The sequence below is a fragment of the Capillimicrobium parvum genome (assembly GCF_021172045.1).
Lineage (GTDB): Bacteria > Actinomycetota > Thermoleophilia > Solirubrobacterales > Solirubrobacteraceae > Capillimicrobium > Capillimicrobium parvum.
In genome coordinates this window covers 4,339,844-4,360,960 of the sequence record NZ_CP087164.1, presented here as the reverse complement: position 1 = coordinate 4,360,960, position 21,117 = coordinate 4,339,844, and the positions used below count along the sequence as shown (strand labels likewise).

17 protein-coding genes are annotated in these 21,117 nt (G+C 71.5%); 9 read left to right on the top strand and 8 right to left on the bottom strand.

Translation table 11 applies throughout. The annotated features are described in order from the left end of the window. The first annotated feature begins 29 nt into the window (after nucleotides 1-29). On the top strand, nucleotides 30-2,063 hold the full coding sequence (locus DSM104329_RS21210; RefSeq protein WP_259311847.1) for a phage holin family protein: 2,034 nt from the start codon (nucleotides 30-32) through the stop codon (nucleotides 2,061-2,063). Between the two features lie 28 nt (nucleotides 2,064-2,091). On the opposite strand, the gene DSM104329_RS21205 is transcribed toward DSM104329_RS21210, so the two are convergent. Continuing rightward, on the bottom strand, nucleotides 2,092-2,376 hold the full coding sequence (locus DSM104329_RS21205) for a hypothetical protein (RefSeq protein ID WP_259311846.1): 285 nt from the start codon (nucleotides 2,374-2,376) through the stop codon (nucleotides 2,092-2,094). Nucleotides 2,377-2,626: 250 nt separating this feature from the next. Here DSM104329_RS21205 and DSM104329_RS21200 point away from each other — a divergent pair, with 250 nt between their 5' ends. Both DSM104329_RS21200 and DSM104329_RS21195 read left to right on the top strand, forming a co-directional pair. Next, nucleotides 2,627-3,970, top strand: coding sequence for a glutamate decarboxylase (locus DSM104329_RS21200; protein ID WP_259311845.1), 1,344 nt, complete (start codon nucleotides 2,627-2,629; stop codon nucleotides 3,968-3,970). Between the two features lie 119 nt (nucleotides 3,971-4,089). Further along, complete coding sequence (locus tag DSM104329_RS21195) at nucleotides 4,090-5,985, top strand: sensor histidine kinase (RefSeq protein WP_259311844.1); 1,896 nt, start codon at nucleotides 4,090-4,092, stop codon at nucleotides 5,983-5,985. Here the strand turns inward: DSM104329_RS21195 and DSM104329_RS21190 are convergent. Together DSM104329_RS21190 and DSM104329_RS21185 are read right to left on the bottom strand one after the other, a co-directional pair. Next, a complete protein-coding gene (locus DSM104329_RS21190; protein WP_259311843.1) occupies nucleotides 5,942-6,973 on the bottom strand; it encodes a cytochrome d ubiquinol oxidase subunit II in 1,032 nt (343 codons plus the stop codon). The genes DSM104329_RS21195 and DSM104329_RS21190 overlap by 44 nt on opposite strands. Continuing rightward, on the bottom strand, nucleotides 6,970-8,367 hold the full coding sequence (locus DSM104329_RS21185; protein ID WP_259311842.1) for a cytochrome ubiquinol oxidase subunit I: 1,398 nt from the start codon (nucleotides 8,365-8,367) through the stop codon (nucleotides 6,970-6,972). The genes DSM104329_RS21190 and DSM104329_RS21185 overlap by 4 nt, the downstream gene beginning before the upstream one ends. An 89-nt stretch (nucleotides 8,368-8,456) precedes the next feature. Between DSM104329_RS21185 and DSM104329_RS21180 the strand changes: the two genes are divergently transcribed. Beyond that, nucleotides 8,457-9,731, top strand: a complete 1,275-nt coding sequence (locus tag DSM104329_RS21180) for an NAD(P)/FAD-dependent oxidoreductase (RefSeq protein ID WP_259311841.1) — start codon at nucleotides 8,457-8,459, stop codon at nucleotides 9,729-9,731. 36 nt (nucleotides 9,732-9,767) lie between these two features. Here the strand turns inward: DSM104329_RS21180 and DSM104329_RS21175 are convergent, their stop codons facing one another. Beyond that, a complete protein-coding gene (locus tag DSM104329_RS21175) occupies nucleotides 9,768-10,226 on the bottom strand; it encodes a DUF1440 domain-containing protein (RefSeq protein WP_259311840.1) in 459 nt (152 codons plus the stop codon). Nucleotides 10,227-10,451: 225 nt separating this feature from the next. Between DSM104329_RS21175 and zwf the strand changes: the two genes are divergently transcribed. From zwf to DSM104329_RS21155, 4 genes are all read left to right on the top strand, one after another. Continuing rightward, complete coding sequence (gene zwf / locus DSM104329_RS21170; protein WP_259311839.1) at nucleotides 10,452-11,891, top strand: glucose-6-phosphate dehydrogenase; 1,440 nt, start codon at nucleotides 10,452-10,454, stop codon at nucleotides 11,889-11,891. Continuing rightward, entirely contained in the window at nucleotides 11,891-13,783 is a 1,893-nt protein-coding gene (locus DSM104329_RS21165) for a glycoside hydrolase family 15 protein (RefSeq protein WP_259311838.1), read from the top strand. The genes zwf and DSM104329_RS21165 overlap by 1 nt, the downstream gene beginning before the upstream one ends. Next, nucleotides 13,780-15,363, top strand: coding sequence for a GMC family oxidoreductase (locus DSM104329_RS21160; RefSeq protein WP_259311837.1), 1,584 nt, complete (start codon nucleotides 13,780-13,782; stop codon nucleotides 15,361-15,363). Before DSM104329_RS21165 ends, DSM104329_RS21160 begins: the two co-directional genes overlap by 4 nt. Before the next feature lie 219 nt (nucleotides 15,364-15,582). Next, nucleotides 15,583-15,966 (top strand): DUF7144 family membrane protein, encoded by a 384-nt coding sequence (locus tag DSM104329_RS21155; protein WP_259311836.1) that lies wholly within the window; start codon nucleotides 15,583-15,585, stop codon nucleotides 15,964-15,966. 206 nt (nucleotides 15,967-16,172) lie between these two features. On the opposite strand, the gene DSM104329_RS21150 is transcribed toward DSM104329_RS21155, so the two are convergent. Then, a complete protein-coding gene (locus DSM104329_RS21150; RefSeq protein WP_259311835.1) occupies nucleotides 16,173-16,646 on the bottom strand; it encodes a response regulator transcription factor in 474 nt (157 codons plus the stop codon). Nucleotides 16,647-16,716: 70 nt separating this feature from the next. Beyond that, complete coding sequence (locus tag DSM104329_RS21145; protein WP_259311834.1) at nucleotides 16,717-18,846, bottom strand: LuxR C-terminal-related transcriptional regulator; 2,130 nt, start codon at nucleotides 18,844-18,846, stop codon at nucleotides 16,717-16,719. Nucleotides 18,847-18,980: 134 nt separating this feature from the next. Between DSM104329_RS21145 and DSM104329_RS21140 the strand changes: the two genes are divergently transcribed. Then, the gene (locus tag DSM104329_RS21140; RefSeq protein WP_259311833.1) at nucleotides 18,981-19,682 is read left to right on the top strand and encodes a response regulator transcription factor; all 702 of its coding nucleotides are present in this window, start codon (nucleotides 18,981-18,983) and stop codon (nucleotides 19,680-19,682) included. Between the two features lie 14 nt (nucleotides 19,683-19,696). On the opposite strand, the gene DSM104329_RS21135 is transcribed toward DSM104329_RS21140, so the two are convergent. Then, nucleotides 19,697-20,098: a GAP family protein gene (locus tag DSM104329_RS21135; protein WP_259311832.1), complete on the bottom strand. Its 402-nt coding sequence runs from the start codon at nucleotides 20,096-20,098 to the stop codon at nucleotides 19,697-19,699. A gap of 88 nt (nucleotides 20,099-20,186) precedes the next feature. Beyond that, a complete protein-coding gene (locus tag DSM104329_RS21130) occupies nucleotides 20,187-21,011 on the bottom strand; it encodes a bestrophin-like domain (protein ID WP_259311831.1) in 825 nt (274 codons plus the stop codon). Nucleotides 21,012-21,117: the final 106 nt, after the last annotated feature.

Below are 21,117 nucleotides of genomic sequence, written 5' to 3'. Positions count from 1 at the left end.
ACCGTCGCGACCGCGCCGACAATCAGCCGATGGGGATCGAGCCGGGCGCCGCGTACGGTGAGCCCGTCACCTGGCGACCGGTGACGCCGCGGATCGGACTCGGGCGCCTGCTGGTGGGCTCCGCGATCCTGACGGCGTCGGTCTACGTCGCCGCCGGGCTCGTTCCCGGCGTCGCGCTCGATCGCCCCGGGGCGGCCGTGGTCGTGGCCGTGGTCGTCGCGGTGCTCAACGTGGTCGTGCCGCCCGTCGTGGCGGCGCTGCGCCTCCCGTTCACGGTCGCCGCCGGCTTCCTGGCGGTCCTGTTCCTCGACGCGGCGCTGCTGCTGCTGGCCGCCGAGCTGCTGCCCGATTGGATCAGCGTCAGGTCGTTCGGCGACGCGCTGCTGGCGGCGATCGTCATCGCCGCGGTCGCCGTGGTGCTCGGCGTGCTCTTCGGGACCAACGACGACGACGAGTACTCGCTGCGCGTCAGCCAGCGCATCGCGCGCCGGCGCGGCGGCGCGACCCGGACGGCGGTGCCGGGCGTCATCTTCCTGGAGATCGACGGACTGTCGATCACGGTGCTCCAGCTCGCGCTGCGGTCCGGCAGCGCGCCGAACCTGGCGCGCTGGATCGCGGAGGAGGGCTATCGGCTGGTGGAGTGGGAGACCGACCTGTCGTCGCAGACCGGGGCGTCCCAGGCCGGGATCCTGCTCGGATCCAACGACGACATCCCGGCGTTCCGCTGGGTCGAGAAGGCCTCGGGCCGGCTCGTGTCGTGCTCGTCGCCGCCCGACTGCGCGGAGATCGAGCGCCGGCGGTCGACCGGACGCGGGCTGTTGGCGGGCGGCGGCGCGAGCCGCGGGAACCTGCTGTCGGGCGACGCGGACGAGGTGATCCTGACGGTCAGCCGGATGGATGCCGAGAAGCGCTCGAACCCGGGCTATCGCGCGTTCCTCGCCAACGGCTTCAACGTCACGCGCACGCTCGTCCTGTTCGTCTGGGAGGTCCTGCTGGAGTGGACCGCCGCGGCCCGCCAGCGCCGCCGCGACGTTCGTCCCCGAGGCCACCGCGGCGGCGTGTATCCCGTCCTGCGTGCGGCGATGTGCGTGTTCGTGCGCGACCTGATCGTGTTCGGGGTGCTCAGCGACATGATGCGCGGGCGTCCCGCGGTCTACGCGACGTTCTCAAGCTACGACGAGGTGGCGCACCACTCCGGCCTGGAGCGCGCCGACACCATGGAGGCGCTGCGCAAGCTCGACGAGCAGTTCGGGCGCATCGAGCGCGCGCGGCGCTACGCCGCGCGCCCGTATCACCTGGTCGTCCTGTCCGACCATGGGCAGACCCAGGGCGCGACGTTCCGTCAGCGCAACGGCTACGGGCTCGACGACCTCGTCGAGCGCTCGCTGAGCGGCGGCGCGGTGACCGGCCTGGAGGGGGGTGACGAGCAGCATGCGGTGCTGGCACACGCGGGCCGGGAGGCCGCGGGCCGCCGCGAGGCCAAGCGGCCGAAGAACGACGTCTCCGGGCGCGATGTGGTGGTCCTCGGCTCAGGCAACCTCGGCCTGGTGTACCTCATGGACGAGCCCCGCCGGCTGACGGCGGAGGAGATCGAGACGCGCCACCCGGGCCTGCTGCCGAGCCTGTGCGAGCACCCGCACGTGGGCTGGCTGCTGGTGCGCTCGGCGGCGGACGGCGCCATGGTCCACGGCCCGCGAGGACGCCGTCGCCTGACCGACGATCGCGTCGACGGGGAGGACCCGCTCGCGCCGTTCCCGCCGAACGCCGCGCGACACCTGCGGCGCACCGACGGGTTCGAGCACGTGGCCGACATCATGGTCGGCAGCTTCTATGACCCGGACCTCGACGAGGGGTGCGCGTTCGAGGAGCTCATCTCGTTCCACGGCGGGCTCGGAGGGCCGCAGACCCGGCCGTTCATCCTGCATCCGCCGGCGCTGGGCGGGCCGGAGGAGCCGATCGTGGGCGCCGTCGCGGTGCACGAGCTGCTGTCCGGCTGGGTGCGCGATCAGCAGAGCGGCGCCGCGCCGCAGCGGGACGCGCCGAGCCTGGCCGAAGTCGAGTAGCCTCGCCTCGAGGCTCCTGCCTGCGGGCTCAGGCCGAGTGGATGCCGTGCTCGCGCAGGTACTCGACGTAGAACGGGCGCAACGTCTCGACGACCTCGCCGCGCCCGGACGCGGTGATGTCGTCGATGTGCGCCCGGAGCATCTGCACGTCGGCCTCGGCGCCCTCCATGTCTCCGGCTCCGGCCTCGGCGGCAGGGAGGATCTGCGCGAGGCGCCAGAAGAAGCGCAGGTCGAGGTGGCGCTTGGCCCGGCTGACGGCGAGATCGTGGAGCTCCTTGGAGGAGAGCTCTTCGAGCGTGTCGGGGGTGCTCATGGCCTGACGAGCATGGCATGCGCGCGGTGACGTCGCATCACCCGGTCGGGATGATCGGCCGCGCCGGCCTCCGCCTCCCACCCCCACGCTCTGGCGCCGCCCGCCCAATCACCCGGTTCGGGCGACGCGCGCAGCCGCGCCGGACACGAAGGTGGAGCGCGCCGATCGCGCGGCACCGGAGCCGCGGCAGGACGACCCGACGAACGAGGAGGCGGCAATGGCGGCGCTCAGCGACCAGGCTGATCGAGCGATGAGGGACGGGGCCAGATTCCTCACCCGGGACGCCCCGGACCACGAGATCCCCGACGATCCGATGCCGCCGGTCGAGGCGATGCGCCTGATCGAGGAGGAGCTGATCCTCGACGGCATCCCGGAGCGCAACCTCGCCACCTTCGTCACGACGTGGATGCCGCCCGAGGCGCAGCAGATCATCGCCGGCAACCTCCACCGGAACTTCATCGACCACGCCGAATACCCGCAGACGGCGGAGATCGAGCAGCGGTGCATCAGGATGCTCGCGAAGCTCTTCAACGCGCCCGGCGAGACGACGGGCGCGCGCACCCAGGGCTCGTCGGAGGCGATCATGCTCGGGGCGCTGTCGCTGAAGTGGAACTGGCGCAAGCGGCGCGAGGCGGCGGGCAAGTCCGTCGACCGGCCGAACCTGGTGTTCGGCGGCGACGTCCACGTCGTCTGGGAGAAGTTCTGCCGGTACTTCGACGTCGAGCCGCGCATCGTCCCGCTGCATCCCGAGAAGTACACGATCGGCCCGGCCGACGTCGAGCCGCACGTCGACGAGAACACGATCGGGGTGGCCGCCGTCCTCGGGACGACGTTCACCGGGCACGCTGACGACATCCGGGGGATCAACGACCTCCTCGTCACGCTCAAGCACGACAAGGGCCTGGACGTCCCGCTGCATGTCGATGCCGCGAGCGGCGGCTTCGTGTGGCCGTTCCTGTATCCCGACTCGGAGTGGGACTTCCGGCTCGGGCAGGTGCGCTCGATCAACGTCTCCGGGCACAAGTTCGGGCTCGTCTACCCCGGCATCGGTTGGCTGATCTTCCGCGAGCGGGCCGACCTGGCCGAGGATCTCGTCTTCTACGAGAACTATCTCGGCAAGACGGACGCCACGTTCACGCTGAACTTCTCGACCGGCTCGGCGATGGTCCTCGCGCAGTACTTCAACCTCATCCGGTTCGGTCGCGCGGGCTATCGGCACGTCATGCAGATCATGCAGGAGAACACGAGACTGCTTGCCGCGCGGCTCGCCGAGACCGGGCAGTTCATCGAGGTCGGGGCCGACGAGGAGAAGCTGCCGCTCGTCGCCTTCCGCCTCGCGGAACCGCGATCCTTCGACGAGTTCGACATCGCGTGGCAGGTGTCCGCCGAACGAGGCTGGATGCTGCCCGCCTACACGATGCCGCCGAAGGCCGACCACGTGAAGATGCTCCGCGCGCTCGTGAAGCTCAACCTGAGCCACGCCCTGGTCAACACCCTCGCGCAGGACATCGCCGCGGCGTGCGAGACGCTCGAGCGCAAGGGCGGCGCGCACGAGTCCGAACGGGCGAAGATCAGGACCAACGTCGGGTACTGACGGTCACCAGCCGTTCACACGCCGTCTCCGCGGCTCCGGTTAGGCTCGCCCTGCGAGGAGCGCCCCCGGATCGGCGGAACGGACGATGCGGTGATGCGAGGATGAGAGTTCAGTCGACGATGGCCCGGCAGGCGGTCGGCCCGATCCTGCGCGGCGACGACCTCCGGCTCGGATCGGTGCTCGGGCTCTCGGTCTCGCGCACGACCGCGCAGATCGCGGTTGCGTGCGCCATCCTCCCCATGGTCGCGGTGACGCTCATCCTCGCGTTGACCGGCGACCATCTCCAGCGGCCGGTCGCCGCCGGCCTCTACTGGAGCTATCTCGTCGCTGCGCCGATGGCGATCGGCCTGGTCTGGTGGATCCGGCGGCCGGCGAGCCGCTTCGGTCTGCTCCTCATCGCCTTCGGGGTCCTCGTGTGGGTCACCTCGTGGCAGGCGTCCGGGACACCGATCCTGTTCGACGTGGGCGTGCTCGTGGAGGCGCCGATCTGGCTGTTCACGATCTATCTGTTCCTGGCCTTCCCGATGGGTTCCGTCGAGCCGCGCGCCGCGCGCTGGCTCTTGACCGTGATGGGGATCGGTGGGCTCGCGCTCTTCTGTGCGTGGGCGTTCTTCTCGCCCGTCATCGCGGGCGGTGGGCCGCTGACCCGGTGCGCGCCGAACTGCCCGGACAACGTCCTGCAGATCGGCTCCGATCCGACCGTCGCGCGCGTCGCCGGGGACGCCGAGACGTATGTGGCGCTCGCGCTGGCCGCCGCCGTGTTCTTCGTCTACCTGGCGCGCCTGCTGTCGGCGTCGCGCCCGCAGCGGCGGGCTCTGATCTCGGTCGCGGTGACGTCGCTCATGTTCCTGCCGGCGTACTTCGTCTTCAACTTCGCCGCCTGGATCCTGAAGGTCGACGACCTCGGGACGCTCGATGCGCTGGCCTGGGGGATCGTCGCCACGCGCATCCTCCTGCCGCTCGGGTTCCTGGTCGCGCTGCTGCGGGCCGAGCTCTTCGCGTCCCGTGTCCTCGGCACGCTGCTCGGCAACCTGGCGGCACGGCCGACGCCCGGCGGGTGGCGGGACACCATCGCGGACGTGCTCGACGACGACCGCTTCGAGCTCGGATTCCACGATCCGGCGACCGGCCGCTTCCGCGATGCCGCGGGGGATGAGGTGGCGCCGCCGCCGCGCGGAGGACAACGCGCGTGGGTGCCCGTCGGTCGCGACGGGCCGCCCGTGGCGGCGATGGTGGTCGACGAGACGCTCATGGAGGACCCCGAGCTGGTGCGGGCCGCGGCAGCCGCGACGCTGCTCGCCGTCGAGCACGAAGCGCTCGAAGGGGAGCTGCAGGCATCACGGGTCCGCATCGTCGAGGCGGGCAACGAGGAGCGACGCCGGATCGAGCGTGACCTGCATGACAGTGCACAGCAGCGCCTGGTGGCGCTGCGCATCCGCCTGGGACAGGTCGCCGAGCAGCTCGATGGCTCGCGGGACCGGGCGATGATCGAGCAGCTCGGCGGCGAGGTCGACCAGGTCATCGGCGAGCTGCGCGGATTCGCCCAGGGCGTCTACCCGCATGTTCTCGGGCAGTCGGGGCTCGGTCCGGCGCTCGAGGCGGTCGCATTGCGCTCCGCGATGCGGGTCACCGTCCGCGACGACGGGCTCGGCCGCTACTCGGAGGCGCTGGAGACGTCCGTCTACTTCTGCTGCACCGAGTGCCTGCAGAACGCCGCGAAGCATGCGGGGCCCGACGCGGCCGTGACGATCCGGCTCGCCGAGCGTGGCGGCGACGTCACGTTCGCCGTCGCCGACGACGGCGTCGGCTTCGATCCGGCGACGGTCAACGGCGGAGCGGGTCTGACCAACCTTGCCGATCGCGTCGCGGCCATGGGCGGGACGCTCACGATCGACAGCGCCCCCGGCCGCGGCACCCACGTCGCCGGCGTGATCCCCGGCGCCGGCTCGTGCGCGCCCTCGCCGGCCGCCATCATCCCCCCGTGGTCGTCGTCGGTGCCGGGGACTCCTCTATGAGGTCGCGCTGCGCCAGCGTGTAGAGCAGGGCGATCGCCGGGATCACGACCACCAGGGCGACGCCGAACACGATCAGGACCGCCGTGAGCGTGGCTTCGGGAGCCGCGGCGTCGCCGATCGTGAGGTCCGTCGGCAGCAGGTACGGATGCTGCGCGATGCCCCACCCCCAGACGACGGCGACGACCGCCACGATCGCGAGCGGGCGGCTCCCGCGCGGGGCGTCGCGCCAGAGCAGGAGCAGGACCGCGGTGCCGGCCAGCGCTGACACGATGACGAGCGGCAGCGCGTCGCCGGTCAGCCCGTCGTAGACGTATCGGCCGTCGGAGCGCAGCGCGATGATCCCGGCGACGGCAAGCGCGCCCGCGGCCAGGGCGGCGCCGAGGGCTCGTTTGCGGAAGTAGTGAGCGAGGTCCGGCGTGCCCGCCCGCCGAGCATCGTGGACGAGGAACACCGCGGCGATGTACGCGGACGTCGCCACGAAGAGCGCGCCGATCAGGAACGAGACCGCGTTCAGCCAGCTGGTCACCGGGTCGCCTTCCGCGTTGCCGACGGGGACGCGGCCGGACGCGATCGCCCCGACGACGGTGCCCAGGAAGAACGGGGTCAGCAGCGACGAGATCCCGAACGCCTGCTGCGACACCCGGCGACCGACCACACGGCGCGCGGTCTTGTGGAACGCGAAGCCCGAGCCGCGCAGCACGATGCCGACGGCGGCCAGGCTGAGCGGGATGAAGAGGGTGGAGAAGATCGCCTCGAAGGCCGCCGAGAACCCCGTCCACAGCACGACGAGCACGAAGATCAGCCAGACGTGGTTGGCCTCCCACACCGGCCCGATCGCCCAGTCGCAGAGCTCCCGCGCGCGCTCGCCCGGCTTCGATCGTCCGGCGACGAGGCTCCAGAACCCCGCGCCGAAGTCGGCGCCGCCGAACACCGCGTACGCCGTGACGCCCACCCACAGGACGCCGGCGACCGCGTCGGCCGTCGTCACGACGCCATCCCCGTCGGAGCCGGCTCGGGGGCCGGGCCGGACGGTCCGTACGGAACGTCGGTCTCGTCGTCGCCTTCGCTGCGCCAGCGCCGCGACATCGCGCGCAGCGTGCCGATCAGCACCGCCGCGAGCACGGCGTACAGCGCCACCACGACCGCGAACATGATCGGGACGCCGCTCGCGTCGGTGACGGCGTCCTCCGTGCGCATGACGTTGTACACGATCCACGGCTGGCGCCCGACCTCGGTGACGATCCAGCCGGACTCCAGGGCGACGACCCCCAGCACGCCGGATACCGCCACGGCCCGCAGGAACCAGCGGGTCCGGGGGATGTCGCGCCTCCGCCACCAGACGAAGGCGAACCAGGCCCCCAGGGCGATCAGGACGGTGCAGATCCCGACCATCGTGTCGAACGCCCAGTGCAGCATCGTGTTGTATGGCGGCCGGTCCTGGGGCGCCACGGTGTCGAGGCCGGTGACCTGGGTGCTCGTGCTGAAGCCGACGAGGAACGAGTCGAAGCCCGGGATCCCGATGCCGCCCTTCACGCCATCCGAGGTGCAGCGGCCGTAGATGTACTCGGTGACGTCGGTCGAGGTGGTCTGGACGCACTCCATCCCAGCGAACTTGATGGGCTGGTCCTCGGCGATCGCCCGAGCCGCGGTGTCGCCGACGAGGAACTGGATGGGCGTGGCGATGCACGCCACGGTCAGCGGGATGAGCAGTCCCAGCCGGTGGATCCGGTCGCGGCGGCCCCGCAGCATCCCGACGGCGTAGATGGACGCCACGATGAACCCGGTGACGAGGTAGGCCGCCAGGATCATGTGCGGCACCTCGTAGGGCACCGCGGGGTTGAAGATCACGTCGAACGGGTCGACGCTCGTGACCGTCCCGCTCGTCGGCGAGAAGCCCTGCGGCTGGTTCATCCACGAGTTGACCGCCACGACCGAGAACGCGCCGCCGAGCCCGCAGATCACGACGGGGACGCCCGACCAGAAGTGCGCCCACGGCGACAGCCGCTTCCAGCCGAAGATGTAGATCGCGATGAAGATCGCCTCGAGGAAGAAGAAGATCCCCTCGACGGCGAACAGGACGCCGAAGACCTTGCCGAAGCGCCCCGTGAAGGCGGGCCAGAGCAGCCCGAACTCGAACGAGAGCACGGTGCCCGTGACCGCGCCGACCGCGAACGTCACGGCGACGACCTTCGACCAGCGGCGCGCCAGCAGCAGCGCGTCGTGATCGTCGTGCTTGAGCCCGCGGTAGTTGGCGATCAGCATCATCGCCGGGAACGCCACGCCGATCGACGCCAGGATGATGTGGAAGCCCAGCGTGAAGGCCATCTGGCTGCGTGCTGCCCCCAGCTGCGACGCGAAGACCGGCACGGAGTCCATCAGCATCGGGAGCGACGCTATGCGGCCTCGCGGAGACGGCGCATCATCCCATCGGGGTGAGGCGGGCGCCCGAGCGCAGGCGTACGCTCGCGATCATGGCGTCATCGGAGAGCTCGCCATCCGCGCGGCCGCGCGTCCTCATCCTCGGCGGCGGCTTCGCCGGCGTCGGCGCAGCGCAGAAGCTCGCGGACGCGCACGCCGAGGTGATCCTGATCGATCGCCACGACTACCACACGTTCCAGCCGCTGCTCTACCAGCTGGCCAGCGGGCTGCTGGAGACGACGGCCGTGGGCCACTCACTGCGCGACCTGGTCGGCCACCAGGACAACACGACCGTTCACCAGGCGACCGTGACGGGCGTCGACGTCGACGCGCGCGAGGTGCGCTTCGACGACCTGGCGCCGATCGCCTACGACTACCTGGTGCTCGCGCTCGGCGCCGAGGTCGACTTCTTCGGGACCGAGGGCGCGGCCGACCACGCGTTCCCGATGTACACGCTCCCGCACGCGGTTCGCCTGAAGGACCACCTGGTCGAGCGCTGGGAGGCCGCCGACCGCGACCCCGCCCTCCTGGAGGACGGGGGGCTGAACATCGTGGTCGTCGGCGGAGGGCCGACCGGCGTCGAGACGGCGGGAGCGATGACCGAGCTCTACCGCAGCGAGTTCGCGAAGGACTACCCGGACATCCCGCAGGAGCAGGCGCGCGTGACCCTGGTCGAGGCCGGGCCCGAGCTCTTCTCCATGTTCGAGCCGAAGCTGCGCCACTACGCCACGAAAGCGCTCACGGACCGTGACGTCGACGTCCTGGCCGGCGAGCGCGTCGCCTCGGTCTCGCCGACTCGGGTCACGCTCGGCTCGGGCGCGGTCCTCAACGCCCACACGCTCATCTGGGGCGCCGGGCTGCAGGGCAGCCCGGTCGGGCGCTCGATCGGGCTCGCGCCCGAGCGCGGCAATCGCATCGCCGTCGGATCCGACCTGACGCTGCCCGGCCATCCCGAGGTGTTCGTGCTCGGCGACATCGCCGCCATCGCCGACGCCAAGACGCAGCAGGTGCTGCCCCAGCTCGGATCGGTCGCGCTGCAGTCGGGCGAGCATGCCGGCGACACGATCAGCCGCATGATCGCCGGCAGGAGGACCAAGCCGTTCGCCTACCGCGACAAGGGGACCATGGCCGCGATCGGGCGCGGCGCCGCGTGCGTCCAGATGCTGGGCGGTCGCACGATGACCGGCAAGAAGGCGCAGTTCGCGTGGATCACGGTGCACCTGGCGCTGTTGCCGACCAACCAGGACCGCGCGAAGGCGATCGTCGACTGGGCCGGCGCGGCAGTCACGCACCAGCGGTCCGGGCGGATCTCCGTGCGGGTCGACTGAGCCGCACGCCGCCCTGTCCGTGTCAACCGCGCCTTCTCATCGCTGGTCGACCGACGTCGCCGCGGCCTGCAGGCGGTCGGCGGCGGCCACGGCGGCGACATACACCGCATGAGTTCCGAAGCTCGTCGCGAGCATCGCCGCCGGCCAGCGCCAGGGTGGCGGCGTGCGTCCGAGCAGCGGGAACAACGTCAGCGTGGCCGTCATGAGCGTCGCTCCGAAGGCCGCGCTCGCTCGTGGCTCCCCGACCCGGCGCACGAGGACCCCGTGCCAGAGTCCGAACGCCGAGCCGTAGCCCCAGCGAAGCGCGAGGCCGAGCTCGCGGTCGGTGCGGTTCGTGACGTGCCGCAGGTGCATGATCGCCGCGACGATCTGCCCGGGCACGAGCCCGTCGTCGTAGTCCAGCGCGCCCTGGACCAGGGGACGTAGGCGCCGCTCGAGCCCGTAGGCGAGCGTCATCGCCGCGGTGCCTGCCGCGCCGGCGAGCACGCTCCGCACGGGCCAGGTCGTTGCCGATCGCACAGCTCTCACTCCTCCGATGCCTTCAGGCCGGATCGTGCACTCGGGCGCCATGATGCGGCATCGCCCCGGCGCGGCCATCACCCGATTCGGACGATGCGTCGGTGGCGTCGCCTCGGGATCATCGCGCCGTCACATGCCCGCAAGCCGTGGAGGTCTCATGTCCGCGCAGATCCATCGCATCGTCGTCGGGACGGGGGCCGGATGACCACCGCCACGGGGCGCGCCCCCCGCCGCCGCCAGGCGAGCGAGTCGTCCGCGCCTGCCGACGTCTTCGTGGTGTTCGGCATCACCGGCGACCTCGCCCGGGTGATGACGTTCCGCTCGCTGTACCGGCTGGACGCGCGCGGACTGCTCGACTGCCCGATCGTCGGAGTCGCCGCACAGGAGTGGACGGTCGAGGAACTGCGTGAGCACGCGCGCGAGTGCATCGCCGCCACCGGCGAGCAGATCGACGACGAGGTCTTCGCCCGCTTCGCGGCGCGGCTGTCGTACGTCGCCGGCGACTTCACCGACGCTGCCACGTTCGAGAGCGTCCGCGCCGCGATCTCGGGTGCGCGCTGCCCGGTCTTCTACCTGGAGATCCCCCCGTTCCTCTTCGGCCGCGTGATCGAGGGCCTGCACCGGGCAGGTCTCACCGCCGGTGCGCGCGTGGTCGTCGAGAAGCCGTTCGGCCACAACCTGTCCTCCGCCATGGCGCTCAACGAGGAGATCCACCAGTACCTCGACGAGTCCCAGCTGCTGCGCATCGACCACTTCCTGGGCAAGATGGGGCTCGTCGAGATCCTGTACCTGCGGTTCGCCAACGCGATCCTCGAGCCGGTCTGGAACCGCAACTACGTCTCGTCGGTGCAGATCACGATGGCCGAGGACTTCGGGGTCGCCGATCGCGGCCACTTCTACGACCCGGTGGGTGCGCTGCGCGACGTCGTGGTCAACCACCTCATGCAGGTCGTGGCAGCCGCGGCGATGGAGGCGCCCGCGGGCCGCGACGCCGCCACCCTGAAGGACACGCTGCACGCCGTCTTCCGCGCGATGCCGCCGGCGGACCCGCGCCACTACGTGCGCGGGCAGCACGTGGGCTATCAGGAGATCGAGGGCGTCGCGCCCGGGTCGCGGACCGAGACCTACGCCGCGCTGCGCCTGGACATCGAGAACTGGCGCTGGTCCGGCGTACCGTTCTTCGTCCGCACGGGCAAGCTGCTGCCGACGACCCAGACCGAGTTGCGCCTGGTCTTCCGCCGGCCGCCCATGATGGGCTTCCACGCCGAGGGCCGACGAAGGCCCGAGCCCGATCAGCTCATCGTCCGGCTCGATCCGACGACGGGCATCCGGCTGCTCATGGAGGCGCAGCACAGCGGCGAGGTGAGCGCCCAGCAGATCAACCTCGACATGGAGTTCGCCGACCAGGGCGGCGAGGGGGCCACGCCGTACGAGGTCCTGCTGTCGGCGGCGATGCGCGGCGACAGCACGCGCTTCACGCGGCAGGACGCGGTGGAGGAGACGTGGCGGGTGATGCAGCCGCTGCTCGACTCGCCGCCGGCCATCCACGGGTACGCGCCGGGGACGTGGGGCCCGGAGGCGGCCGACCACCTGATCGCCGGCCACGGGCGCTGGCACGAGCCTTGGACGGAGGCGTCCTGATGACCGAGATGAAGGCCGAGTCGGTGGCCCAGAGCGCCGCGGCGCCGTCGCCGTTCACGCCCATCGCGGAGTACGCGTTCCTGTCGAACTGCCACACGGGAGCGCTCGTGGCGCCCGACGGCTCGATCGGCTGGCTCTGCGTCCCGCGCTTCGATGCGCCGAGCGTCTTCGGCACGCTCCTCGACCGCGGGGGCGGCTTCTTCCGGCTGGGCCCGTTCGGGCTGAACTTCCCGGCCGCCCGCCACTACGAGCCCGGGACGAACACCCTGTTGACGACCTGGCAGGCGCCCGGGGGGTGGATCGTCGTGCGCGACGCCCTCACGATGGGGCCGCGCCGTGTCGAGGACACGGTGACGCCGCACACGCGCCCGCCGACCGACGACGATGCCGAGCACGTGCTCGTGCGCACCGTGCAGTGCATCGAGGGCAGCGTGGAGATCGAGCTCGTGTGCGAACCGGTCCTGGACTACGGCCGGACGCCGGGCGAGTGGTCGCTGGTTGGAACCGACCGGCACACCGCCGACGTCACGGGCGCCGGCCAGACGCTCCGCCTGCGCAGCGACATGGCCCTGGGCGTCGAGGCCAACACGGTGCGCGCCCGCCACGTGCTCGAAGGCGGCGAGGAGCTCTTCTGCGCGCTCTCCTGGGCCCAGGACCTCGAGGGACCGGAGGACGTCGCCGCGGCGAACGCGCAGCTCGACGCGACCACGCGGTTCTGGCGCTCCTGGCTCAGCCGGGCCCGCATGCCCGACCACGAGTTCCGCGGGCCGATCCGGCGCTCGGCCCTGGCCATCAAGGGCCTGACGTTCATGCCCACCGGAGCCACGGTCGCCGCCCTGACCACGTCGCTGCCGGAGACCCCGGGCGGACAGCGCAACTGGGACTACCGCTACACGTGGATCCGCGACTCGACCTTCACCCTGCAGGCGCTGCACTGGATGAACCTCGACTGGGAGGCCGACGAGTACATGCAGTTCATCGGCGACCTCGACCGCAACGAGGACGGGTCGCTGCAGATCATGTACGGGATCGACGGCCGCCGCGATCTGACCGAGAGCACCCGCGACGACCTCACGGGGTACGCGGGCGCGCGTCCCGTTCGGGTCGGCAACGGCGCGTTCGACCAGCGTCAGAACGACGTCTACGGGGCGGCGCTGGACTCGATCCTGCTGCACACGAGGCGAAGTCAACGCCTGCCGCGGCGCCTGTGGCCGATCGTCGAGTCCCAGGCCGAGTGCGCGCGCAAGGTCTGGCGCGAGCCCGACCAGGGCATCTGGGAGGCGCGGGGCGCGCCACAGAACTACGTCTCCTCCAAGCTCATGTGCTGGGTGGCTATGGATCGCGCCGCGAAGCTGGGCCGGATGCGCGGCGACGACGAGCGCGCGGCCGACTGGGCGGGGATCGCCGACGAGATCAAGGCCGACATCCTCGAGCACGGCGTCGACTCGCGCGGGGTGCTGCGTCAGCACTACGACACGGACGCCCTCGATGCGTCCACGCTCCTGGCCGCGCTGTTCGGGTTCCTGCCGGGCGACGACGAGCGCATGCGCGCGACCGTGCTGGCGATCGCCGAGGAGCTGACCGACGCCGGGTTCGTCCTGCGCTACCGCACCGGCGAGACCGACGACGGCATGTCCGGCAAGGAGGGCACGTTCGTGATCTGCTCCTTCTGGCTGGTGTCCGCGCTGAGCATCATCGGCGAGCGGCAGCGCGCCCGGGACCTGATGGAGCGGCTCCTGCGCATCGCCTCGCCGCTCGGTCTCTACGCGGAGGAGTTCGACGCCGACACCGGCCGGCACCTCGGCAACTTCCCGCAGGCGTTCTCCCACCTGGCGCTGATCGAGGCCGCCGCGCGGATCATCCTCGCCGACCGGCTGGCGGAGATCACGTGAACGCGCACTACGACGTCATCGTCGTCGGCAGCGGCGCCGGCGGCGGGACCCTGGTCCGTCGTCTGGCGCCGTCGGGCAAGCGGATCCTGCTGCTCGAACGAGGGGACTGGCTGCCGCGCGAGCCGCAGAACTGGCTCGCCCAGGACGTGTTCGTCGACAACCGCTACGTCTCGGCCGACACGTGGTACGACGATCGCGGCAAGCCGTTCCAACCGCAGGTCCACTACTTCGTCGGCGGCGCCACGAAGCTCTACGGCGCGGCGCTGTACCGGTTGCGTGAGCAGGACTTCGCCGAGCTGCGCCATCACGACGGGCTGTCGCCGGCGTGGCCGATCGGCTACGACGAGCTCGAGCCGTACTACACGCAGGCCGAGCAGCTCTATGAGGTCCATGGCGCGCGCGGCGAGGATCCCACGGAGCCGCCGGCCAGCGCCGACTACCCGTTTGCGCCGGTCTCCCACGAGCCGCGCATCCAGCAGCTGGCCGACGACCTGGCCGCAGAGGGCCTGCATCCGTTCCACGCGCCCTGCGGCGTCCGGCTCGACGAACGCCGCCGGGCGTTCAGCGCGTGCGTACGGTGTCCGGACTGCGACGGATTTCCCTGCCTCGTCCACGCCAAGTCCGACGCGGAGCTCATGAGCGTCCGCCCTGCGCTCGAACATGAGACGGTGACGTTGCTCACCGGAGCGCAGGCGCTGCGGCTCGAGACCGACGCGAGCGGCCGTGTCGTGACGGGGGTCGTCGTGGCGGGCCAGGAGGGCGTCGAGACGTTCACGGCCGACATCGTCGTCGTCTCCTGCGGCGCCGCCAACACCGCAAAGCTCCTGCTCGCCTCCGCGAACGACCGCCATCCGGCGGGCCTGGGCAACGGGTCCGACCAGCTCGGTCGCAACTACATGTTCCACGCCAGCACGGCGGTGCTCGCGCTGTCGCGCGAGGAGAACCCGACGGTGTTCCAGAAGACGCTGGGCGTCAACGACTTCTACTTCGGCACCGACGACTTCCCCTACCCGATGGGCAACATCCAGATGGTCGGCAAGTCGCAGGCGCCGATGTTCCGGGGCGAGAAGCCGGTCGAGACCCTGCTCGCGCCGAAGTGGTCGCTCGAGGACGTCGCCCGGCACGCCGTCGACTTCTGGCTGTCCACCGAGGACCTCCCGCGACCCGACAATCGGGTCACGGTGCGCGACGACGGGGCCATCCGACTGACCTACACGGCGAACAACGGCGAGGCGAAGCAGCAGCTGTACCGGCGGCTGAAGTCGATGCTCGGCCGCCTCGGCATGCACGATGGGCATCTGCTGCCGCGCCACGCGTACCTCAAGAACGACATCCCGGTTGCCGGCTGCGCCCATCAGGCGGGTACGGCGCGGTTCGGGACGGACCCGGACAGCTCGGTCCTCGACCGCGACTGCCGGGCGCACGAGTTGGACAACCTCTACGTGGTGGACACGAGCTTCTTCCCGAGCATCGGCGCCGTGAACCCGGCGCTCACCGCCATGGCGAACGCGCTACGCGTGGGCGATCACCTGCTGGCGCGCCTCGGGGCCGCGGTCGGCGAGCCGGCCCGTGCCGCGTGACGGGACCGATCGCGAGCGCACCGACGAGCTCCGAGATCGAGCCATCCGGGCCGACGCTCAGCCGCTGTGACAAGCCCGGCAGCGCGTGGACCGCGGTCGGCATGACGTTGCGCCGCTGACGCGCCGGACGACCGCCCGGTCATCCAATCGGGGTGATGAACCGCGGCTCGCGGCGGCGGAGACTTGCGCCCGGGCAAGCACGACAGAAGGAGCTTCGACATGCGAGGAGCTGGTCGCGTCGTCTTCGCAGCAACGCTGTTGCTGATCGTGGGCACGCTCAACATCATCTACGGCATCGGCGCGCTGGACGACGCGAACATCTTCACCGGGGACCACAGGTACATCCTCACCAACCTCAACACCCTGGGCTGGGTCCTCATCGTCCTCGGCGTGATCCAGCTCGTCGGCGGCTTGTCGCTGATGTCCGGCAACGCATTCGGTCGGATCGTCGGCATCGTCGGAGCCGGTCTCGGCGCGATCGGGGCGCTGCTGTCGGTGGGCAGCGGATATCCGTGGTGGTCGCTGGCCATCTTCGCCCTGTGCATCTACATCCTGCACGGCATCGTCGTCTTCGACCGGGACGAGCGCGCGCCGTCGGCGTGATGCCGCGAGCTCGCTGACCTGCCGTCACCCGGCTCGGATGATGCGGGCCGCGAGGCGTGCGCGGCATCCAGGGTGTTCGACGACGAGGAGGCGTGGGACGTCGTGGGCGACATCCCCGACGACTCGAGCAGCACCGCGACCGCCCGGCCCCGCAGCGCGGACTGCGTTGGATCGCCTGAACGTCGATACGGCGAAGAAGCCTGCAATCAGGTCACTTGATCGCCGAGTCCGAGCACTCGCGTGAGCTCGGCGTCGACGAGCGACCCACCGCTCGCGACCGCCGTGATCGTGGCCAGGAGCTGCGGGACGCTGGCCAGGCGCCCCTTGAGGAGGTACGCCCGCCGGTCGGATCCGTGGCGCAGCAGCGCGACGGCATACCAGGGCTCGCAGTAGGCGCTCAGCACGATGACGCCGATCTCCGGACGGGTCCGGCGCAGCTCGTCGGCGACGCGAATGCCGTCGTCGGTCATGGTCGGGGGCATGCGGATGTCGGTGATGACGACGTCCGGGGCGTGGGCGGCGACGGCCGCGCGCAGCTCGTCCGCGTCGGCGCACACGGCGACCAGCTCGACCTCGTCGGCCGCGCCGAGGATCTCCGCGAGGGCGTGGCGGATGAGGATGCAGTCGTCCGCGACCGCGACGCGGATCGGCCTGGCCGGCCTGATGGCGGCGGCGAACATCCACCGCCACTTGTACGGACAGGAGGCGGCCCGGGCATCGCCCAATCCGGGTGATGTCGGATCGCCGCGATCAGCCGTCGATGAGCCCGACCGTCCGCGCGCAGGTCACCGCTTCCGAGCGCGACGACGCGTCGAGCTTGCGGTAGACGGCGTGGGCCTGCGTCTTGACCGTGTTCAGCGAGACGTGCAGACGGGCGGCGATCTCTCCCAGCGACAGGTGGCTCGGCAGCATGCGCAGCACGCGCAACTCCGCGGTCGTCAGGGCGCAGACGCCGACCACCGCGGCAGCCGCGAAGGTGTCGGCGCGCGCCCAGGCATCGTCGATCGCGGCGCGGAGGACCGTCGCGTCAGGACAGTGGCGCAGCAGACGCCCGGCGCTCGTGAGCAGCCCGCGAGCCGCCGCCGAATCGCTCAGCCGCAGCTGGGTGCGCGCGAGAGCGATCCGGATCTCCGCCTCGAACCAGGGTGCGGCGCCCGTGAGCCGCTCGAGCAGGCGGCCCGCGGCGTCCACATCGCACGACGCCTGCTCGATCTCGCCGTTGTGCGCGCGGGCGAATGCCGAGACGGCGTAGGCGAGCGCACCGACGGGCTGCTCGTCCAGGCCGGACTGCTCGAGGGTCGAGCGGGCGCGCTCGGCGTGCTCCTCAGCGTCGCTCCACTGCTCGTCGGCGAAGTCGATCAGTGCCAGCTGGGCGCGGCACTGCACCTCCACGACGGGCGCGTCGAGCGCCCCGAGCCGAACGCCTTCGGTGAGCCGCTCACGAGCGGCGGGCGCATCGCCGGTCAGGTGCAGCGCCGCGCCGTCCAGGAAGCAGGCCTGCGCGCGCCACGCGCCATCCTCGACGTCCAGCCGGTGCGCGCGTTGCGCGTCGGCACTCATCTGCGCGAGGCCTCGGCGGGCGACGCTCGCGCGCAGTACGGCGACGCCTGCGGCAAACCTCGCTCGGCATGCGGGCGAGGCGTCGCGAATCCCATGTTCGGCCACGTCGGTCCAGTGTTCGACGTAGTCGCGATCGCCGGTCCCGAGGCGACTCGTCGCCGTGCACAGCGCGAGCGCCGGGTCCCCGGCGATCTGTGCCGGCGTGAAGCGGCGCAGCGCGCGTTCGAGGTACGCGTTGCGGCCGTGGACCGCATGGAAGGGGGCGCTGGCCCACAGCAACCGGCCGGCGCGATCGACGTCACCCGCGGCCGCCGCCTGATCGATGGCGCTGTCGGGGTCGCCATGGCCCTCGAACCAGGTGGCCGCGCGTGCGTGCGCACGCGCCTCGACGTCCTGGCCCGCGCGGCGCAGTTCGCTGCGCAGCAGGCCCCGTAGGAGCGGGTGGACGCGGAACGTGCGTTCGCAACGGTCCAGCGAGCTGACCAGGATGTTCGCGCGCGACATCTCGCGCAGGGCGGCGCCCGAGCCATGCTGGTTGGCGACCGCGTCACACAGTGGACCGGTGAGCTGGTCGAGGACCGACGTGCGGACGAGCAGCTGCAGGCGGTCAGCCGGCAGCGCGTCGAGGAACACGTCGTTGAGGTAGTCGGCGACGACGCGATCGTCTCCGCCGAAGCTCTCGAGCGCGGCGGATGCACCGCCGCACGCTCGCACGGCGAGCGCGGTGAGCACCAACCCCGCCGGCCAGCCTTCTGTGGCGTGCATGGCCTTCGTGAGCTGGTCGGGGTCGAGCCGGATGCCCTCCCGGTGCAGAAGCTCCCGGGCCTCCGACCGTGTCATCGCGAGATCGCAGGCCCGGACTTCGCGCAGACGCCGTTCCAGCCGTAGGCGCCCCATGGGCAGCGGTGGTTCGCATGTGGACGCGATGACGAGCAGCGAACCGGCCGGGAGATGCTCGGCGACGAGGAGCAGGAGCTCGGCCGAGTCGCTGGGAAGCACGTGGGCATCGTCGAGGACCAGCGCCACTCGCGGGTCGGAGCGGTCCGGCTGTTGGACCGCCGCCAGGTGGCCGGCGATGGCGTCGAGCAGGCGGGGGCGAGCGGTGTGCTCGCGACGCAGGGTGAGCCAGGCGACCGGACGGGGGTCGTCGTGCGCCCATTGCCGCAGGAACGTGGTCTTGCCGTAACCCGACGGCGCGACGACGGTGCCGATCACCGTGCCCCGCGTCTCGTCGAACGTCCGCACGAGGCGCGGGCGCGCGACGAAGCCGTCGAGGATCTCGTCGTGGGACGCGCGATGCTCGGCGGTCGAGGCGGCCATGCCGGCGACGCTACGTGGCGAGTCCGGTGGCAGCCAGGGTGCGGGCACCCGGACCCGGGTGTGGCCTGTGTCCCGTCACCGCCGTGCGGGATCGTGGGCGACACCACTAGGGCCCCGCAATAGGGTTTCGAGGCATGGCGATCAGCGTCGTCCTCGCGGAGGACAGCCTCATTGTCCGGGAGGGCATCGCGGGCCTGCTCGCGGGCGAACCGGAGATCGAGGTCGTCGGTCTGTGCGCCGACTTCGATTCCCTGATCGAGGCGGTCGAGCAGCATCAGCCGGACGTCGTGGTCACCGACATCCGGATGCCGCCGACGCACACCGACGAGGGCATCCGCGCGGCCGTATCGCTGGCCGAACGCGGACTGACGATCGGGGTCGTCGTGCTCAGCAACTACGCCGATCCGGCCTACGCCGTCGCCCTGTTGGACTCGGGCGTGCCCGGGCGCTCCTATCTGCTCAAGGAGCGCGTCCACGACCGCGCGCAGCTCGTGTCCGCCATCCACGCGGTCGCGGTCGGGGGGTCGATGGTCGACCCGATGATCATCGAGCCGCTGATCGCGGCGCGGATCAGCAACGAGCGTTCGCCGCTCGCCGCCCTGACCGCGCGCGAGCGCGAGGTGCTCGCCGACCTCGCCGAGGGCAAGAGCAACGCGGCGATCGCCGACTCGCTGGTGCTGACGAAGCGAGCGGTCGAGAAGCACATCAACTCGATCTTCATGAAGCTGAACCTCGTCACCGACGAGGACGTGAGCCGCCGCGTCAAGGCGACGCTGATGTTCCTCGCGGACGCGAGGGCGGACGGCGGCATCGGCGGGCGTCCGAGCGGCAGCTGATCGGCTGACCGCCGTCAGCCGATCAGGCCGGCGATGCCGTTGCGCAGCAGCGCCGCGGCGAGCAGAAGGACGATGATCGCGGCGACTGTGCGTGCGTGGCGCTCCAGCCGGCCGCGGACGGACTCGAGCGTCCGTCGCGAGGCGTCCCGCGCCACGACCACCATCACGCCCGCGCCGACGATCGCGACCCGGGTCCTGGGCGCGGCGGGCTCCGACGAGGCCGCCACGTCGCCGATCACGAAGGCGGCGACCACGCCCACGGCCAGCGTCGCGCTCAGCGCTCCCGCGTAGAACCATGCCCCGGTGCGTCGCGGCCGGTCGCCGACGACGAGCGCGAACACACAGGGCGACAGCGTCGTCGGCGACACCATCGCCGCGAGCGCGATGAGCACCAGGTCCGTGGTGATCCACGGCACGCCTGGTCGGCCGCCTGACCGGCCGCGGCCCTGATCCCCGGGCTCGGCGCCGGCGGGAAGCGACACGCGAGCCGGTGGACGTTCCGCGTCATGCCGGCAGTCCGGTCGCGATGCACGGCAGCGGGCCGGTCTGGCCGACGATCCGGCGCTCCTCGTCGAGGATCCGCAGGGTGCGTTGCATCGCCACCGGCTCCAGACCGCCCCAGCCCGCTCGGACCGGGTGGTCGAGGAAGCCGATCAGGCACAGCATCGCCGCGATGACCGCGATCGCGGAGCCGATCTGTATGGCCTGCGAACGGCGCCGCTCGGCCGAGTCGGCGAAGAACAGCGCGAAGACGAAGATCACGCCGGTGATGAAGAACAGGACCGCCCACAGCGGGTCCGGTATGACGCCGACCGCGCCGTGGACGCGGTCGCGGCGCGCGATCTCGCGGTCGGCCGTCCGGTCGACCCAGGCGTCGTAGGCGCTCTGCTCGGCGTTCGTCTCGGGGTTGGTCCGCTTCAGCGTCCGGAACATGGCGACGGCCCAGGGGTTGAGCGAATCGCCGAAGCTCCCGTCCGACATCCTCGGCCACGCCTGATGGACGACATAGCGGCCGTAGCAGACGAGCTCGTCGCCGAGCTGCCTGCGCACCGCCGGCGGCATGAACTGCGCGGTCTCGAACTGCTGGGCGACCAGCGCCGCCTCGGTCTCGGCACCCGCGCGCGCCTGGTCGTAGCTGGTGAACGCCAAGAACACGATCAGGCCCAGCAGCACCGAGAAGCCGGTGGCGAGCACGCCGAAGAACCCGGCCGCCCGATCCCCGTCCGCGAAGTAGCCGCCCTTCGGAGCGCGACCGCGCACGAACAGCATCGCGGCCACGGCGACCGCCGTGGCCGCGCCGACGGAAAGGACAGCCCACGTCACGCTCACGTCGCCCGCACCCCACCGCGCCGCGGCGGCTCACGCATCACCCCATGCGGATGACGACGCGGCGCGGGCCACATCACGGCTGACGAGACCGTGTGACGGCCGCGGG

What these genes read in the sequence shown, in the direction of transcription:
- DSM104329_RS21195 (WP_259311844.1), top strand. Translation starts at nt 4,090, where the DNA reads ATGGCCCGGCAGGCGGTCGGCCCGATCCTGCGCGGCGACGACCTCCGG.
- DSM104329_RS21150 (WP_259311835.1), bottom strand. Translation starts at nt 16,646, where the DNA reads ATGTTCGCCGCCGCCATCAGGCCGGCCAGGCCGATCCGCGTCGCGGTC.
- zwf (WP_259311839.1), top strand. Translation starts at nt 10,452, where the DNA reads ATGACCACCGCCACGGGGCGCGCCCCCCGCCGCCGCCAGGCGAGCGAG.
- DSM104329_RS21185 (WP_259311842.1), bottom strand. Translation starts at nt 8,367, where the DNA reads ATGCTGATGGACTCCGTGCCGGTCTTCGCGTCGCAGCTGGGGGCAGCA.
- DSM104329_RS21165 (WP_259311838.1), top strand. Translation starts at nt 11,891, where the DNA reads ATGACCGAGATGAAGGCCGAGTCGGTGGCCCAGAGCGCCGCGGCGCCG.
- DSM104329_RS21140 (WP_259311833.1), top strand. Translation starts at nt 18,981, where the DNA reads ATGGCGATCAGCGTCGTCCTCGCGGAGGACAGCCTCATTGTCCGGGAG.
- DSM104329_RS21200 (WP_259311845.1), top strand. Translation starts at nt 2,627, where the DNA reads ATGAGGGACGGGGCCAGATTCCTCACCCGGGACGCCCCGGACCACGAG.
- DSM104329_RS21155 (WP_259311836.1), top strand. Translation starts at nt 15,583, where the DNA reads ATGCGAGGAGCTGGTCGCGTCGTCTTCGCAGCAACGCTGTTGCTGATC.
- DSM104329_RS21210 (WP_259311847.1), top strand. Translation starts at nt 30, where the DNA reads ATGGGGATCGAGCCGGGCGCCGCGTACGGTGAGCCCGTCACCTGGCGA.
- DSM104329_RS21180 (WP_259311841.1), top strand. Translation starts at nt 8,457, where the DNA reads ATGGCGTCATCGGAGAGCTCGCCATCCGCGCGGCCGCGCGTCCTCATC.
- DSM104329_RS21205 (WP_259311846.1), bottom strand. Translation starts at nt 2,376, where the DNA reads ATGAGCACCCCCGACACGCTCGAAGAGCTCTCCTCCAAGGAGCTCCAC.
- DSM104329_RS21145 (WP_259311834.1), bottom strand. Translation starts at nt 18,846, where the DNA reads ATGGCCGCCTCGACCGCCGAGCATCGCGCGTCCCACGACGAGATCCTC.